Origin of the sequence: Enterobacter sp. BNK-22, assembly GCF_048684805.1 — a bacterium.
Classification (GTDB): Bacteria; Pseudomonadota; Gammaproteobacteria; order Enterobacterales; family Enterobacteriaceae; genus Enterobacter; species Enterobacter quasiroggenkampii.
Genome location: NZ_JBLQTT010000001.1, coordinates 2,973,395 through 2,988,680, shown reverse-complemented (window position 1 = coordinate 2,988,680; position 15,286 = coordinate 2,973,395). Strand labels below are relative to the sequence as shown.

The following is a 15,286-nucleotide window of genomic DNA, read 5'->3' as shown; positions in this document are numbered from 1 at the left end:
GCGAGGAAAACCTCCTTACTTTTGATAGCCGCTAATACATATGCTTTGTACCAAACCATTTTTCATATGCCCTTGGGAAAAATTACTGAACCAGACACTACGTTATTCGTAGCTTCTTTGGAATCTATAAAGCTACGTTTTACGTAGTTTTGCGAGTGTGCTCGAGAATTTTTGAAAATCTTACGTAAAAATCACTCTAGCGGTTGCACTACGTAAAACGTAGTATCTTCTTTGGGCATTAACTACGATTATCGTAGTTATGAAAACTTCCAATTCCCACAATCAGCTCTTCAGTCGACGCCTCAAAGAGGTGCGCTTAGACATGGCGTTATCGCAAAAAAGTCTGGGTATTTTGGCTGGCATAGATGAGTTTGCAGCGAGCGCTCGTATCAATCGCTACGAGAAAGGGGTTCACCAGGCAAGCATCGAAGTCGTCCGGCATCTCGCTAAAGTTCTTGAAGTGCCTGTAGCATACTTCTACACAGAAGATGATGAACTTGCCTCTTTAGTCCGTCTTTGGCCAAAGTTGGACTCGGAGAAGAAAAAAAACATTCTTCAGCAGCTCTAAACAAAATAGAGTACTTCGATGTACTTTCTCCTCTCGAAAGGCTTTCCAGTGATTTAGAACCAAAACCCAGTATTTGTGTCTTGCTTTAATTCGTCTGATTTTATTTTCTGAATCCCCCTCGCAAATTCCAAATTTACCCCACACCAAACTGCTGTATTTATATTCAGTGTAAAGCAGATGAACGCGTTTATGGTTTTAGGTATTGCCTCGCCTGCGCAGCAGTTGAAACAACTTCTAAAACCGTAGCGCGGATAGCGCTCTACCAGCTCAATCAGTGCCTGGATCACCGCTCCATCATCTGGGCATCGAGCTGGTAAAAATAAATCTTCCTGCTCAGCGATAATGTCCTGCAGGCCTAGCGTAAACTCATGGCAAATTGCGCCGTCAGATAGCTGGCGAGTTCACGGATTATCGCTGTTTTTAAAGCTTTTATTTGGTAACGTCTTTCAGAGCCCGGCATTCAAGGCTGAAATAGGCAAACATCTGTTTGGGCGACGATTTTCATCCTCCGGATCTTTGGTTTTTTAAATATCATCTACTTCCATCCCGCCATATTTTGCTTTCCAATTTTAATAGCTGGCCTCAGAGATACAGGCTTCGCGGCAGACATCCTTAACGGCACGTCCGGCTTCGAAGGACTTCAGAACGGCAATGAACTGGTGGTCAGTGAATCGGGCTTTACGCAAGGCGAGCTCCTCAGGCGGACATAATCAGTATGCCGGAAGATCTCTAAAAGTGAATGGTTCGTTTTTGCCGGGATACTTACTCTGCCAGCGGTTCGGTCTCGCCCCTGGGGGTAAATGGTCAACTTGATAAACTTCGCTTCCTGACACACCTCTGATGTTATCGCCTAACAGCCTTACACGTTGTCTTACCACCAGCGGGCTATTGTCTGAAAATCAGAGGTCTCTCGGAAGAAAACCTTCTTATGTCCGATTGCGTAGGAGTACGATAAGCCAACAAATCATTATAGATAAAAGGGTTATCTATGGCTCTACATGGAAAGTTCGTAATTAATGATGCGTACTACTCCCCGTTATCGTTTCCTGGTATAGGCACGTTTTTAGCTTTCTCTGGTAATGGTGCTTACCGTAATCGTGGGGCATGTGGAATGATCCCCAAAGAGGGGCCAGTACCAGCGGGTAAGTACTGGATTGTTGACCGCCCTCAAGGTGGACTCAAGTCACAGCTAAACACAGTGGGAAGAGACATTTATAATCACTTCGCCAATGGCGCAACATTCAAACATTCTGAATGGTTCGCATTATGGCGTGATGATTGGGGGATCGACGATTACACATGGATTGAGAGCGTTAAGCGTGGCAATTTCCGTTTGCATCCAGGCGTACTATCAGAAGGTTGTATCACTCTCCCGCATGATTCTGACTTTGCCATGTTGCGTAATGCTCTGTTGAGAAGCCAGAGAATAGATGTTCCTTGCATGAGGAAGCTACAGGCATACGGCACGATTGAGGTGATCTCCAATGGCAAAACATGCCCTTAGTTTATTCATCAAGATAGTGCTTTTCGCTGTTGTTATGCTGATCGTTGCTGAAATGGTTCCGTATGATGGATTAGTTAATTCTATTACGGAGCTTTTCGATTTCCAAAGCGCCGACAAGTTTACCCGCTTCATTTTAGGTGAACCTGATTCAGAAGTTTGGGAATCGTTAGACGGCTACTTTAGCATCTTAATCAATACATTAATCAGCGTACCTGTCATGAGCGCTATTACCACGGCGTACCGTGGCGCGACTCACAAAGTTAGTCCAGCTGGTATCCCCAGAGAGTGGTTCAGTTCCACATTGCGACGGTTAGCTAAAATCTTCGGGTTTACCTTCCTTTTTTGGGCGTTATTTCGCTTGCTGCCTTATCAGTCTTTATTCCCGGATCAAACGTATTCAAATTTCACAATGGCGGCGATTGTGGGCTTTCAGTTGCTCTTAACGATTGTTTGCTACTGGTTCATCACGAAGAAAATCACAACTAAAAGGAGTTTGTAAAATGCCTATTCCGGCTTACATGTGGCTTAAGGACGATGGCGGCGCAGACATTAAAGGAGCTGTAGACGTTCAGGATCGTGAGGGGAGTATAGAGATTGTTGGCTTTAGTCATGGTCTGAACATTCCAGTAGACAGTGCCAACGGGAAGATTACTGGCAAGCGTTCACATTCTCCGATGATGATTGAAAAGGAGTTTGATAGCTCCAGCCCGTACCTATACAAAGCCGTTGCCACCGGTCAAACGTTGAAAAGTGCGGAGATTCGCTGGTATCGCATTAACCATGCAGGACAAGAAGAGTGCTACTTCGTCATGACCATTGAGGGTGTGAAAGTGACGGGCATTAACCCAGGGATGCCAAACGCTAAGATGGCAGGAAACTCGCAGATCAACCACATGGAATCTGTTTCCCTGATGTATGACAAAATCACCTGGCGTTATGTTGATGGTAATGTTCAGTATACGGACGATTGGAACGTAAGAGCGTAACAAATAGAAAGGAGGCATTGAGTGCCTCCTCTTTATTAACGCTTATCCTCTCAAAGGAGCCTGTCCGTAATTCTGTGTAACTGCCATCGTATTAAAGGTGATCGCTCAGTCGGTCACCGAACTTGATAATAAAACGACTCATTGCCAGCCCGCAGATCGGCGAATGGTTGCTCTGAGGTTCATGCGGCCACTCATCTTATATTCTGATAGTCCTCGCTGCGTAATTTCCCTGACCCAACCCTTTTCCTGAATCTCCCTCGCAAATTTCAAATTTACCCCACGCCAAACCGCTGTATTTATATTCAGCCCTGTATAATGAGCACCAGAAATTACGCCGAACGGCAAAGGAAGTATCAAGGAATATTTAAAGAGAGAACTCGCGATATGAAGGTGCTGCAACACCCCCATACCGCTAACCACAAACAACTGAAAAGGAGTTGAAAATGGCTGCGACGAATTTTAAGCCAGAGTTTACTGTTTGCAAAACAGAATCAGACGCTTTCACCGGCATGATTGAAAACCGCGAGCTGGTACGCAAAAACAGCACCCGCCGTCTTCACGGCAACCAACCCAACGCGGCGCCCGTCCATCCCCGCGCAGAAACGCAGCAGGACAGTGCCGCCTGCTGCGAACTCTATGCTCGCATAGACATGAAATACCTTCTGCTGGGCGGCGAGTGGTTAACCCGTGCGGGCTTTATCGACGGCATGCCCGTAAAAATCCGCGCCATGAAAGACTGTATTGTGATTACGCCACAACATACAAGAGAATTATGGGGATGCCTGGAAGGCATGAGCGTGGTGAATATAAATAAACAGAAAGTCGCGCAGTGGCTGAAGACCTTTCCGGGAGCGCTGAATGATACAGGTGATGTTCCGGTGATTAAGCGTGGGAGTGGGAAGGCCGTTTAAACTTAAGACTAACTAGTGCGGGCATATGAGCACATGCCCGCACTATGCTAAAAATAACTCAATCATGATCTACCTGTTCTTTAACTGCCTTAACCAGCACTGCATGAAGCTCGCCAACGGTTAAATCGCGTATCACAGGTTCCGGAATGCCTCGCAACCTGCGAATCAAGCGGCAGATACCAAAGTAATCTATGCCCTCTGTGCTAAAAAGAAACTCGTTTTCAGCGAGGGAAAAAGTTTTCTCATAGCCATCTTCTTCAGTGACAAGCGTAACGCCAAACGCTTCCTCGCAGTCTTCTATCAGGGCATCGCCATCCATGCCGCAGATATCAAGGTCGGCTTCGATTAGGGTGTTCTCATCAATGTGCTTGCGATTATGTCCAGAGGACTGACGCACAACCTCAATGACCTGCGAAAGAGTAGGTTGCATTATATTGAATTCCTTTGGTACAGAAATGACGTAGACATTCATCAGTAGATCGAGTTAACGCCTGGGACTTATTATTGAAGGTAAAAAGAAAATCAAAAAAATCCACGCAAACATACCAATGATTTTTAACGGCCAGGGTTTGAATACATCAAAGCACACAATTGCGCCTATAACTAATAGTGGTCCGCCCAATAATTCCAGTATTCCTTCTAAGATAGATAACTTATGAGGCAATACACGATTCAGTAAAACGGCCATGAAATGTGCGCATCCTAAAGTGATGGTTATAGCTATTGTGCATTCTTTCCAGTTATCAGTAACGCCCACGCATATGAGGCATAACACAATCACAAAAACACAAAGTAACGTATTCAGCATGGAAATAATAAACTTACTCATAGCAGTTGCCGCGACGTTTAAAATATAAAGAATCTATGAATATAGCGCTCTTAACAGAATGACAAACGAAAATGGCTAATAATGCATTTAAGAATTTTTGTGCCTCGCTTATTTACGCAATAATCAAGTTAGCAGCTTCATGCCAGTCTCACGCATTCCACCGCTAAATCGACTTTAACTAAACACCGGCACCCCCAGCCCCACCTTCACCTCCCTCAACGTCTCCTGCGTCACCCCCTGCGCCCGTTCGGTCCCGCGCTTCAGCATCGCCATCAGCTCCCCCTTATCCCGCATATACATCGCCCTGCGCTCCCGCATCGGCGCAATCAGCTCCTGCAAACACCCCTCCAGCTCGTTCTTGCACGCCCGGTCCCCAAGCCCGCCCGCCTGATAGTGCGCCTTCATTGCCGCCACTTTCTCCTTGTCCGGATGAAACGCGTCGAGGTACGTAAACACCACGTTCCCCTCAATCTGCCCCGGGTCGCTCACCTTCAGGTGGTTCGGGTCGGTGTACATGGCGCTGACCGCACGGTGAATCGTCTCTTCGCTGGCCGACAGGTGCAGCGTGTTGCCCAGCGATTTCGACATCTTGGCGCTGCCGTCGATGCCGGGCAGGCGGCTGGTGTCGCTCAGCATCGCCTTGCAGTGGCGCAGCACCGGGGCGGGCAGCAGGCTGTTCATCTTGTGAACAATCTCGTTGGTCTGCTCAATCATCGGCAGCTGATCGTCGCCGACGGGCACGCACTCGGCCTTGAACGCGGTGATGTCCGCCGCCTGGCTGATGGGGTAGGCCATAAACCCGACCGGCAGCGAGCGGGCGAACCCCTTCTGCGCAATCTCGTTTTTCACCGTCGGGTTACGCTCCACGCGGGCGACGGTGACGATGTTCATATACAGCATCGTCAGCTCGGCGAGGGCGGGCAGGGCGGACTGCAGGCAGATGGTGGTCAGGTTCGGGTCGATGCCAGCGGCGAGGTAGTCGGCCAGCACTTCGGGGATGTTGTCGCGGATCTTCTGCGGGTTGCTGCCGTTGTCGGTCAGCCCCTGCAGGTCGGCAATCAGCACAAACTGGTTGTGCGTCTGCTGGAGCGCCACGCGCTGGCGCAGCGATCCGACGAAGTGGCCGAGGTGCAGCGGGCCGGTTGGGCGGTCGCCGGTGAGGATGGTTTGCGTGTTCATAAAGACTCCTTAATGTGCAGTTGCCGAAAGGGGTCTTAGATGTGTGAAAGCCGCCTTTCGGCGGCTATCTGAAAATGGGGAAAACTACTCCGTGCCGCCTTTAAGAAGGCAGCCACCAGCGGTTTACGGTGAGCACGGCGTGGTTTATGTTCATCTCTTTACCGTATCACGTCCGGCGCGAAAAACAAAAGGGCACGTCATGCTGCAATCACTCAACCACCTGACTCTCGCGGTCAGCGACCTGCAAAAAAGCGTCACCTTCTGGCACGAGCTGCTGGGGCTGACCCTGCACGCCCGCTGGAATACCGGGGCTTATCTTACCTGCGGCGATCTGTGGGTCTGCCTGTCGTACGATGAGGCGCGCAGGAACGTGCCGCCGCAGGAGAGCGACTACACCCACTACGCGTTTACCGTCGTGGAGGCGGATTTTGAACCGTTCTCGCAAAGGCTTGAGCAGGCGGGCGTCACCGTCTGGAAGCAGAACAAAAGCGAGGGGGCGTCGTTCTATTTTCTCGACCCGGACGGGCACAAGCTGGAGCTGCACGTGGGCAGCCTCGCCGCGCGACTGGCGGCGTGTCGCGAGAAGCCCTATGCGGGGATGGTGTTTACCTCAGACGAGGCTTGAGGCGCGTACCTTCAGCCTGCCCGCCAGCGTCACGTGCGTGGCGGCATCTTCCTGATTGCACAGGTACTCCACCGCCAGCCGTCCCAGCTCGCTGTAGGGCAGCTGGATACTGGTCAGCGGCGGGGTGAGCTGCTCGGAGATCTTCTGGTCGTCGTAGCCCGCCAGCAGCATATCCTGCGGGATGCGCACGCCGTTCACCGCCAGCGCCTGATAGCAGCCAATCGCCAGCCAGTCGCTGGCGCAGAAGATGGCGTCCGGGCGCTCGGCCAGTTCCAGCAGGGAGGTGGTGGCGGTAAAGGACTCGCTGAACTGCCAGTTGGTCTGGCGCACCAGGCTGTCGTCGCACGCGAGTCCGGCCTGCTGCAATGCCGCCTGGTAGCCCGCCAGACGCTGGCGGGAGGCCTCCATCCAGCTCTCGCCGGTGATGTGGGCGATGCGTGTCGCCCCGCAGGCGATGAGGTGTTTAGTCACCTGGAAGGCGTTGGCGTAGTCGTCCGGGATAAACGACGGCAGCAGCGGCGAGCCGGGGTCGCGCTGGTTGAGCAGCACCAGCGGGATACGGGTGCAATCCTGAAACGCCGTCATGTCCACCAGCGTGGTGACCGGGGAGGCGAGGACAATCCCGATGCAGTTGCGCTTCTCCAGCTGGCGGATGATGTTCAGCGCCAGCTCGATGTCGTCGCCGTAGTCGTAGACGGTGAGCAGGGTCTCGTTGCGCCACGCCGCTTCCCGCGCCTGGCTGATGGCGTCGATAAACGGGTCGAAGCTCTGCATGGAACTGACCAGCAGGGCGATCTCTTCCTGGTTGCGCGGGGCGTGTACGGCGGGGAGGCGGTCGTAGCCGAGCTCGGTAGCGACGCCGATGACCCGCTGGCGGGTGTCGTCGCTGAGCTTGATGTTGCGGGACTGGTTAAGCACCAGCGATACCGTCGCCTGCGACACCCCTGCCGCCCGCGCAATATCGTTCATCGTCACTTTCGTTTTTCGCTTCATCCGTCCTCTCCCTTTCGCGAATTCGCATCATACCCTAACCGCACGCTTACGCGCCGTTGATCACGTTTCTCATTCATCGAAGCGTGAACTTTGTGAGGGGCATCGCTTTTCTCAACGCCGTGATTTGCGCATTTATCCTTCAGCTAATATTTATTAGCTAAATATTATCAGTAAGAGGACGCGTAATGAAAGAGCAGTGGAGCAGGGAGCAGGCACAGACGTGGTATCAGCAGAAGGGCTGGCTGTGTGGGTTTAACTATCTGCCGTCGACGGCGGTGAACTGGACCGATATCTGGCAGGAAGAGACCTTCGATGCCGCCACCATCGAGCGCGAGCTGGGCTGGGCGGCGGACGCGGGCTACAACACCCTGCGCATCAACCTGCCGTTTATCGTCTGGGAGCACGACCGCGACGGGCTGATGGCGCGCATCGACCGCTTTTTGACGATTGCCGACGATCACGGGTTCAGCACCATGCTGACCCTGATGGACGACTGCGGCTTCTCCGGCGACGAGCCGTACCTCGGCCCGCAAAAGCCGCCGGTGCCGGGCAAGCACAACAGCCAGGCGGCGGCGAGCCCGGGGCGTGACAAGGTGTGCGATCCGGACTGCTGGGCAGACATTGAGCGCTATATCCGCGACGTTGTCCGCCAGTTCCGCGACGATAAGCGCGTGCTGTTGTGGGATCTCTACAACGAGCCGGGCAACCGCGGCATTTTCGCGACCGGCACGCAGGAGGTGCAGTACGACGCGAAGCTGGAGACCTGCGCTCACGAGTTGATGAAGCTGGCGTTCCAGTGGGTGCGTGAAGAAGATCCAACCCAGCCGCTTACCGTCTGCGCGTGGCGCCTGCCACCGGAAGAGGAGGGCGAGACGTTCTTCCAGCATCCGCTTGACCAGACCGCGCTGGCGCTCTCGGACGTGGTGAGCTTCCACGCCTACACCCACACCGGGCGCATGACGGCGATTATCCAGCAGCTGCAACAGCTCGGTCGACCGCTGTTCTGTACCGAATGGCTGGCGCGCCACGTGGGCAGCACCATCGAGGAGCAGCTTCCGCTGATGTACGCGGCGAAGGTCGCACCGTATCAGTGGGGGCTGGTGCGCGGCAAAACCCAGACGTGGCTGCCGTGGCCGGTGGTGATGAAGGAGTCCACGGACTACTGCCGCCTCTGGTTCCACGACGTGTTTGAAGAGAACGGCATTCCGTTCTCGCGCCGTGAAATCGCCCTGATGCAGCAGCTGCGCAAGATCGCCCCACAGGCGCAGGACTAATAATATCGACCCGGCGGTCCACCGCCGGGCAACCAGGCAGGCATATAACAATGGCAATGACAATGAAAATACCGTCTCGCGAGCTGTGGTCTTATTTTGGTTATGGTTTAGGTCAGTGTTTTAGCTTTGGTTTAGTGGGTTCGTTTATTAACTATTTTTACACCGACGTGCTGGGGATCTCGGCGCTGGCGGCGAGCACCATCTTCCTGATTGCCCGCGCGTGGGACGCGGTTCACGATCCGCTGTTTGCCAGCATTATGGATACCATTAACAGCCGGTTCGGCAAGTTTCGCCACTTTTTGCTGATCGCCCCGCTGCTGATCACCGGCGTCACGCTGCTGTCGTTCTATAAAATCGAAGCGGACATGACCACCAAAATCCTCTACGCCGGGGTGACCTACATCCTGTGGGGGACGCTGTACGCCATCTCCGATATCCCGTTCTGGTCGATGTCGTCGGTGATGACCAACGACTCCGGGCAGCGCACCCGCGCGGTGACGGCGGCGATGCTCGGGGTGAACGCCGGGATTGCCTGCGCCAACATCTTCTTCCCGAAGCTGGCGGCCTACTTCGCCCAGTACAGCAATGACAAAGGCTACTTTATGGCGGCGCTGGTGATGATGCTGGTGGGCCTGCCGCTGATGCTTAACGGCTTCATGCAGATCAAAGAGCGCGTGCCGCCGAGCCCGGAAAAGGTGACCATCCGCGACACCTTCCACAACCTGCGCCAGAACAAGCCGCTGTTTATCGTCCTGCTGTCGTTCTTCTTCTGCGTGTTCCACAACGTGGCGGGCGGGCTCTATATCTACTTCTTTATCAACAACCTGGGCGACGGCAGCCTGCAGATGGCGATTGGCGTGATGGGGATAGTCGCGGCGGTGCTGTGCCTGGTCGCCCCGATGCTGACGCGCCGGATGCAGAAGCGGAAGCTGTTTATGATCCTCTGCGGGCTGGACGTGGCGGTGCGCGTGGTGATGTGGTTTGTCGGCTATCAGCAGGTGACGATGCTGTTTATTCTGCTCGGCCTGAGCACGCTGTTCGTGATGATGACCAACATTCTCACCTCGTCGATGATTGCCGACACCATCGAGTACGCGGAGTACCACACACACAAGCGCTGCGCGGCGATCACTTTCTCCGGGCAGACCTTCACCGGCAAGATGTCGGTAGCTGTGGGCGGCGGGCTTATCGGCGTGTTTCTGACGATGATCGGATACGTGCCGCAGGCGCAAATTCAGAGTGAGAGCGTGCTGTCGGGGCTGTTCTTCGGGATTTGCCTGCTGCCGGCAATAGGGTCGCTGATCCGAATGGGCTTTATGTCGCGCTTTACCTTTACCGAGGAGAAGCACGCGGAGATTTGTCGGCTGCTGGCGGAGCGGAACGCGTCTGCGAAAGCGCCGGGTGGCGGCTGCGCCTTACCCGGCCTACAGGACCAGCCCTTGTAGGCCTGATAAGCGAAGCGCCATCAGGCTTCGCTTTTTAAGAGTTAAAGCGACTTCACAAACGCCAGCAGATCTTCGTTAAGCTGGTCCTGGTGGGTCAGCGCGAAGCCGTGCGGCGCGTTGTCGTACACCTTCAGCGTGGCGTTTTTGATCATCTCTGCCGCCAGCTTGCCGGTGCTTTCAAACGGCACGATCTGGTCGTTGCTGCCGTGGATCACCAGCGTCGGCACGTCGATTTTCGCCATATCCGGACGGAAGTCGGTTTCGCCGAACGCGGTCACGCAGTCGATGGTGCCCTTCAGGGAGGCCAGCAGGGCGATGTTCAGCGTCTGCGTCAGGGCACCGGCAGAAACGGTCTGCCCGGCGTTGGTGCCGTAGAACGGGGTGGCGAAGTCGCTGATGAACTGGGCGCGATCTTTACGCAGTCCGTCGCGAATGCCGTCGAACACGCTCTGATCCACACCCTTCGGGAAGGAGTCGGATTTGCCGAAGATTGGCGTCACCGCGCCCAGCAGCGCCAGACCGGCGACGCGCGCGCTGCCGTAGTTGTTGATGTAGCGGGTCACATCGCCGCCGCCCATGGAGAAGCCCACCAGCGTCACGTCCTGCAGGTCAAGGGTGGTGATCAGGTCGTTGATGTCGGACGCAAAGGTGTCGTAGTCGTAACCGTTCCACGGCTGATCCGAACGGCCAAAGCCGCGGCGGTCAAAGGCAATGGCGCGGAAGCCGCGCTCGGCCAGGTAGTTCAGCTGGCTGTCCCACATGTCGCCGTCCAGCGGCCAGCCGTGGCTGAAGAGAACCGGTTTGCCCGCGCCGCCTTCTTTGTAGTAAATCTGCGTGCCGTCTTTTGCCTTAAACGTTGCCATAGTGTGTTCCTGTGCAGGTGATGGTTAGGGTTATACCGGCGCGACCAGATAACGAATTGCCGGTGATGTTGTGCCCTGATGAAAAGCCAGAACGCGGCTCTGCAGCAGGAGGTCATTCATGGTGTGGCGCTCCTGCTGGCGCAGATGCTCAATCCACGAGCCCATCAGGAAGGTCTCGATAAACAGGCCGGGGCGCTCAATATCCTCGTATACCGCCCAGCTCATCGCCCCGGCGCGGCGTCGCACCCGGCGCAGCTCGTGTACCGCCTCCAGGAAGGCTTTTGTGTTGTGCGGGTCGATGATGTACTCGTGCGAGACCAGCACCGGGCCGCGCTCGTTCGGCAGGTCGATCTCCACGCCGTCCAGCGGCTGGCCGCTCAGGTCGAGGTTTAATTCCGGGTCTTTCTCCAGCTTCCAGCGGAACACGGTGGCGCTTGCCAGCACCATCCCCAGCGTGGCGACAACCAGCGCGGTCGGGGTGCCGAAGCGGGAGGCTATCTGCCCCCAGATGGCGCTGCCTGTGGTCATCGAGCCGAAGAATACCGTCAGGTAGACCGCCAGTGCGCGGGCCTTCACCCAGCGGGCAGCGCTGCGCTGCGCGCCGAGGTTCAGCGTCGAGAGCACCGCAATCCACGCGAAGCCGGTGAAGAACTCAAACAGGTTGAGCAGCCAGACGTGGCGCACAAACGCCAGCGCCAGCATGGTGAGGGCAAAGACCAGGCTCGCGGCCACCATCAGGCGGTCAGCGTTCAGCCGCTGGCGCAGGCGCGGCAGCAGGATCGCCCCGGCAATCGCCCCCAGTCCAATGCACGCCAGCATCACGCCGTAGCCCGCCGGGCCCAGGCCCAGCTCGCGGCGCGCCACCAGCGGCAGCAGCGCCCAGCCTGCGCTGCCGAAAACGAAGAAGGCCACCGTACGCACCAGCACGTTGCGCAGCACCGGGGCGGCGTGCACGTAGCGGATGCCTGTGCGCACCGCAGAGAAGAAGTGCTCCGGCGGCAGACGCTGAATGGACGGGGCCGGACGCCAGCGCCACAGTACCCACGCCACGCCCACCACGGACAGCGCGTTCAGGGCAAACACCATCCACGGCCCGGCGAGCGACAGCAGGAAACCGCCCAGCGCGGGGCCAATCGCCCGGCTGATGTTCACCCCGAGCGAGTTCAGCGCCACGGCGGCGCCCAGCTCCGGCTTGCTCACCAGATCGGGCACCACGGCCTGGAACGGCGGCGAGCTCATCGCCGCCCCCACGCTCAGCAGAAACGTCGCCACCAGCAGCACGGTGGGGGTGACGTGTCCGGTGAAGGAGAGCACCGTCAGCCCGGTGGCGGCGATGAACACCCACAGCTGGGAGAAAAGCAGGTATTTACGCCGGTCAACGATGTCCGCCATCACCCCGGACGGCAGGGCGAAGAGGAACATCGGCAGGCTGCTGGCCGCCTGCACCAGCGCGATATCCAGCGGGTCGGCGCTCAGGGTCAGCATGCTCCAGTTGATGCCGACGTCGCTCATCCATGAGCCGACGTTAGAGACCACCGTGGCGATCCACAGCATGCGGAACACCGGCTGGCTCAGCGGCTGCCAGGGTGAAACCGTCGGTGCGGGCGTCGTCTCGACGTGTGCGTCGCGAACGTCGTTAACCTGAGTCATGCGAACCTCTCCGTTGCCTTACGCTGCAGCCGCCACTGGCCCGGCCCGGTGAGGGCGAGAGTGGTGAAGATAATCAGCAGCAGCCAGCCAAACTGCCCTTCGGCAATCGACCAGGTCGGGTGGACCGCCAGCATCGCCACCAGCAGCACGGCGATAATCGGCAGGCACGCCAGGCGGGTGTAAACGCCCGCAATGATCAACAGCGGGCAAACCACCTCGGCGACAATCGCCGGGATCAGGCTGGCGTAAGGCCCGAAGCCGAACGGATCTTCAATGCGCGTCAGCTCTTCGCTGAAGTGCAGCACCTTCGGCAGGCCGTGCACGTAGAGCAGCAGCAGGCTGCCGGTCAGGCGCAGGAAGAACAGCCCCAGGTCGATCCGGGGCGGCATAGTGGTGTTTTTCATCAGAATGCAAAGCAGCTGCAGCCCAGCGCCCCCCAGAAAGCGTTATCGTCGGACACCGGCATCGCTGACGTGCGGGCGAAGTCATGTTGGTGGCTGTGAACCCCGCACGGGCCGCTGCAGTGGTGGACGGCGCTCATACCCACGCGTGCGGCCTGCGGCGGCGCGCTGCGGTAGTGGCCCGGCACCTTGACCACCGGGGACCACTCGGGCAGAACCGGGATGGCCGGCGGCGCGAGCGGGCCAAAGCTGCCCGCGGCGTAGACGATGTCGCCGTTGACCACCGTGAGAACGGACTCGATGCCCTTGATCTCCTCTTCCGGCACGCGGAAGTAGTCTTTGCTCAGCACCGCCAGGTCGGCGAGCTGGCCGACTTTAATCTGCCCCTTCTGGTTCTGCTCGCTGGAGAACCACGCGCTGCCCTGGGTCCAGAGCATCAGGGCGGTATCGCGATCCAGACGGGCACTGTGGTCGTACATCTGCATTCCGCCGACGGTACGGCCGGAGACCAGCCAGTAGAGCGCGGTCCACGGGTTGTAGCTCGCCACGCGGGTGGCGTCCGTCCCTAAGCCCACCGGCACGCCGGTCTCGAGCATTTTCGCCACCGGCGGCGTGTGGCGGGTGGCTTCGATGCCGTAACGCTCGGCAAAGTACTCGCCCTGGAAGGCCATGCGGTGCTGGACGGCAATGCCGCCGCCGAGCGCTTTGATGCGGTCGATGTTGGCCTGTGACACGGTTTCCGCATGGTCGAAGAACCAGTGCAGGCCGTTGAACGGAATGTCGCGGTTCACCTTCTCGAAGACGTCCAGCATGCGGCTGATGGATTCGTTATAGGTGGCGTGCAGGCGGAACGGCCAGCGGTGCTCCACCAGATGGCGTACCACGCGCTCCAGCTCGTCCTCCATGCCCGGCGCGAGATCCGGGCGCGGTTCGAGGAAATCTTCAAAATCGGCGGCAGAGAAGACCAGCATCTCGCCCGCGCCGTTGTGGCGGAAGAAGTCGCTGCCCTGGCCCGGCGTGAGCATGTCGGTCCATTTTTCAAAGTCTTCCAGCTCGTGGCCCGGACGCTGGGTAAAGAGGTTGTAGGCGATGCGGATGGTCATCTGCTTTTTCGCGTGCAGCTCGGCGATCACCTCGTAATCTTCCGGGTAGTTCTGGAAGCCGCCGCCCGCGTCGATGGCGCTGGTCAGCCCCAGACGGTTCAGCTCGCGCATAAACTGACGGGTGGAGTTGACCTGCTGCTCCAGCGGCAGCTTCGGCCCTTTGGCCAGCGTGGCGTAGAGGATCATGGCGTTCGGACGGGCGATCAGCATCCCGGTCGGGTTGCCGTTGGCGTCGCGCTGGATCTCCCCGCCCGGCGGGTTTGGCGTGTCTTTGGTGTAGCCGACCACCTTCAGCGCGGCGCGGTTGAGCAGGGCGCGGTCGTACAGGTGCAGGATGAAGACCGGGGTATCCGGCGCGGCGTCGTTAATTTCGTCGAGGGTCGGCATGCGGCGCTCGGCAAACTGGAACTCGGTCCAGCCGCCGACTACGCGCACCCACTGCGGCGACGGCGTGCGCAGCGCCTGCTCTTTCAGCATCCGCAGGGCGTCGGCCAGGGAGGGCACGCCTTCCCAGCGCAGCTCGAGGTTGTAGTTCAGCCCGCCGCGGATCAGGTGCAGGTGCGAGTCGTTCAGGCCGGGGATGGCGGTGTGGCCTTTTAAGTCGACCACTTTGGTGCCGTCGCCGTGGTGCTGCATCACCTCGGCGACGGTACCCACTTCCAGAAATTTTCCATCGCGTACGGCAACGGCTTCCGCGACAGGATTCTCGCGATCGACGGTGTGAAACTGGCCGTTAACCAGAATGAGATCGGCTTTACCGAGGGTATCCATAACTGCTCCTGACTGAGAGGGGAATGGTCAGGATTATGGGAACCGGTTTCGGCAAAGATCCAGTTATACAATAGGATAGGTATACCAAAGTATAACTATACCTAAGGTTAACTATACGAAGAGATAATTACGCGCGGAGAAGGAAAACCGCAGGATGAGGGTGACTTTATCGTCGCGGCGCTCG

The 15,286-nt window shown here is 57.0% G+C and carries 15 protein-coding genes and 1 pseudogene; 8 read left to right on the top strand and 8 right to left on the bottom strand.

Annotated elements, in window-relative coordinates:
• The first annotated feature begins 259 nt into the window (after positions 1–259).
• Entirely contained in the window at positions 260–568 is a 309-nt protein-coding gene (locus tag ACMGGE_RS14140; RefSeq protein ID WP_095441787.1) for a helix-turn-helix domain-containing protein, read from the top strand.
• 132 nt (positions 569–700) lie between these two features.
• Here ACMGGE_RS14140 and ACMGGE_RS14135 read toward each other — a convergent pair.
• Positions 701–1,254: pseudogene (locus tag ACMGGE_RS14135) on the bottom strand (transposase); the annotation flags it as partial.
• 302 nt (positions 1,255–1,556) lie between these two features.
• On the opposite strand from ACMGGE_RS14135, the gene ACMGGE_RS14130 reads away from it, so the two are divergent.
• The 4 genes from ACMGGE_RS14130 to ACMGGE_RS14115 all read left to right on the top strand — a co-directional run bounded on the left by ACMGGE_RS14130 (position 1,557) and on the right by ACMGGE_RS14115 (position 3,969).
• Complete coding sequence (locus tag ACMGGE_RS14130) at positions 1,557–2,072, top strand: DUF2778 domain-containing protein (protein ID WP_071788967.1); 516 nt, start codon at positions 1,557–1,559, stop codon at positions 2,070–2,072.
• Positions 2,053–2,571, top strand: coding sequence for a hypothetical protein (locus ACMGGE_RS14125; RefSeq protein ID WP_179366891.1), 519 nt, complete (start codon positions 2,053–2,055; stop codon positions 2,569–2,571). Before ACMGGE_RS14130 ends, ACMGGE_RS14125 begins: the two co-directional genes overlap by 20 nt.
• A 1-nt stretch (position 2,572) precedes the next feature.
• Positions 2,573–3,058, top strand: a complete 486-nt coding sequence (locus ACMGGE_RS14120; RefSeq protein WP_008501360.1) for an Hcp family type VI secretion system effector — start codon at positions 2,573–2,575, stop codon at positions 3,056–3,058.
• Between the two features lie 443 nt (positions 3,059–3,501).
• Positions 3,502–3,969, top strand: coding sequence for a SymE family type I addiction module toxin (locus ACMGGE_RS14115; RefSeq protein ID WP_420293890.1), 468 nt, complete (start codon positions 3,502–3,504; stop codon positions 3,967–3,969).
• A 58-nt stretch (positions 3,970–4,027) separates the two neighbouring features.
• Here ACMGGE_RS14115 and ACMGGE_RS14110 read toward each other — a convergent pair whose 3' ends face one another.
• Positions 4,028–4,399, bottom strand: coding sequence for a hypothetical protein (locus tag ACMGGE_RS14110; RefSeq protein WP_343666682.1), 372 nt, complete (start codon positions 4,397–4,399; stop codon positions 4,028–4,030).
• Positions 4,400–4,972: 573 nt separating this feature from the next.
• Entirely contained in the window at positions 4,973–5,977 is a 1,005-nt protein-coding gene (gene trpS / locus ACMGGE_RS14105) for a tryptophan--tRNA ligase (RefSeq protein ID WP_420293889.1), read from the bottom strand.
• Positions 5,978–6,176: 199 nt separating this feature from the next.
• Here trpS and fosA point away from each other — a divergent pair, with 199 nt between their 5' ends.
• Complete coding sequence (gene fosA, locus ACMGGE_RS14100; protein ID WP_262810433.1) at positions 6,177–6,602, top strand: FosA/FosA2 family fosfomycin resistance glutathione transferase; 426 nt, start codon at positions 6,177–6,179, stop codon at positions 6,600–6,602.
• On the opposite strand, the gene ACMGGE_RS14095 is transcribed toward fosA, so the two are convergent.
• Positions 6,588–7,595 (bottom strand): LacI family DNA-binding transcriptional regulator, encoded by a 1,008-nt coding sequence (locus ACMGGE_RS14095; RefSeq protein WP_233396256.1) that lies wholly within the window; start codon positions 7,593–7,595, stop codon positions 6,588–6,590. The two genes, fosA and ACMGGE_RS14095, sit on opposite strands and share 15 nt — an antisense overlap.
• Positions 7,596–7,780: 185 nt before the next feature.
• On the opposite strand from ACMGGE_RS14095, the gene ACMGGE_RS14090 reads away from it, so the two are divergent.
• Both ACMGGE_RS14090 and ACMGGE_RS14085 read left to right on the top strand, forming a co-directional pair.
• Positions 7,781–8,869 carry a cellulase family glycosylhydrolase gene (locus tag ACMGGE_RS14090; RefSeq protein ID WP_420293888.1) on the top strand — a complete coding sequence of 363 codons (1,089 nt, stop codon included), beginning with the start codon at positions 7,781–7,783 and terminating at the stop codon, positions 8,867–8,869.
• Positions 8,870–8,919: 50 nt separating this feature from the next.
• Positions 8,920–10,314: an MFS transporter gene (locus ACMGGE_RS14085; RefSeq protein ID WP_023315317.1), complete on the top strand. Its 1,395-nt coding sequence runs from the start codon at positions 8,920–8,922 to the stop codon at positions 10,312–10,314.
• Between the two features lie 41 nt (positions 10,315–10,355).
• On the opposite strand, the gene ACMGGE_RS14080 is transcribed toward ACMGGE_RS14085, so the two are convergent.
• Genes ACMGGE_RS14080 through ACMGGE_RS14065 form a run of 4 tightly spaced genes read right to left on the bottom strand, consistent with a single transcriptional unit; the run spans position 10,356 to position 15,102 of the window.
• Positions 10,356–11,177: an alpha/beta fold hydrolase gene (locus ACMGGE_RS14080; protein ID WP_181367880.1), complete on the bottom strand. Its 822-nt coding sequence runs from the start codon at positions 11,175–11,177 to the stop codon at positions 10,356–10,358.
• A gap of 30 nt (positions 11,178–11,207) precedes the next feature.
• Complete coding sequence (locus ACMGGE_RS14075; protein ID WP_420293887.1) at positions 11,208–12,827, bottom strand: MFS transporter; 1,620 nt, start codon at positions 12,825–12,827, stop codon at positions 11,208–11,210.
• Positions 12,824–13,231, bottom strand: coding sequence for a DoxX family protein (locus ACMGGE_RS14070; protein WP_420293886.1), 408 nt, complete (start codon positions 13,229–13,231; stop codon positions 12,824–12,826). Before ACMGGE_RS14070 ends, ACMGGE_RS14075 begins: the two co-directional genes overlap by 4 nt.
• Positions 13,231–15,102: an amidohydrolase gene (locus tag ACMGGE_RS14065; protein WP_420293885.1), complete on the bottom strand. Its 1,872-nt coding sequence runs from the start codon at positions 15,100–15,102 to the stop codon at positions 13,231–13,233. Before ACMGGE_RS14065 ends, ACMGGE_RS14070 begins: the two co-directional genes overlap by 1 nt.
• Positions 15,103–15,286: the final 184 nt, after the last annotated feature.

Coding starts and splice junctions, on each gene's coding strand:
- ACMGGE_RS14140 (WP_095441787.1), top strand. CDS start 260: ATGAAAACTTCCAATTCCCACAATCAGCTCTTCAGTCGACGCCTCAAA.
- ACMGGE_RS14130 (WP_071788967.1), top strand. CDS start 1,557: ATGGCTCTACATGGAAAGTTCGTAATTAATGATGCGTACTACTCCCCG.
- ACMGGE_RS14125 (WP_179366891.1), top strand. CDS start 2,053: ATGGCAAAACATGCCCTTAGTTTATTCATCAAGATAGTGCTTTTCGCT.
- ACMGGE_RS14120 (WP_008501360.1), top strand. CDS start 2,573: ATGCCTATTCCGGCTTACATGTGGCTTAAGGACGATGGCGGCGCAGAC.
- ACMGGE_RS14115 (WP_420293890.1), top strand. CDS start 3,502: ATGGCTGCGACGAATTTTAAGCCAGAGTTTACTGTTTGCAAAACAGAA.
- ACMGGE_RS14110 (WP_343666682.1), bottom strand. CDS start 4,399: ATGCAACCTACTCTTTCGCAGGTCATTGAGGTTGTGCGTCAGTCCTCT.
- trpS (WP_420293889.1), bottom strand. CDS start 5,977: ATGAACACGCAAACCATCCTCACCGGCGACCGCCCAACCGGCCCGCTG.
- fosA (WP_262810433.1), top strand. CDS start 6,177: ATGCTGCAATCACTCAACCACCTGACTCTCGCGGTCAGCGACCTGCAA.
- ACMGGE_RS14095 (WP_233396256.1), bottom strand. CDS start 7,595: ATGAAGCGAAAAACGAAAGTGACGATGAACGATATTGCGCGGGCGGCA.
- ACMGGE_RS14090 (WP_420293888.1), top strand. CDS start 7,781: ATGAAAGAGCAGTGGAGCAGGGAGCAGGCACAGACGTGGTATCAGCAG.
- ACMGGE_RS14085 (WP_023315317.1), top strand. CDS start 8,920: ATGGCAATGACAATGAAAATACCGTCTCGCGAGCTGTGGTCTTATTTT.
- ACMGGE_RS14080 (WP_181367880.1), bottom strand. CDS start 11,177: ATGGCAACGTTTAAGGCAAAAGACGGCACGCAGATTTACTACAAAGAA.
- ACMGGE_RS14075 (WP_420293887.1), bottom strand. CDS start 12,827: ATGACTCAGGTTAACGACGTTCGCGACGCACACGTCGAGACGACGCCC.
- ACMGGE_RS14070 (WP_420293886.1), bottom strand. CDS start 13,231: ATGAAAAACACCACTATGCCGCCCCGGATCGACCTGGGGCTGTTCTTC.
- ACMGGE_RS14065 (WP_420293885.1), bottom strand. CDS start 15,102: ATGGATACCCTCGGTAAAGCCGATCTCATTCTGGTTAACGGCCAGTTT.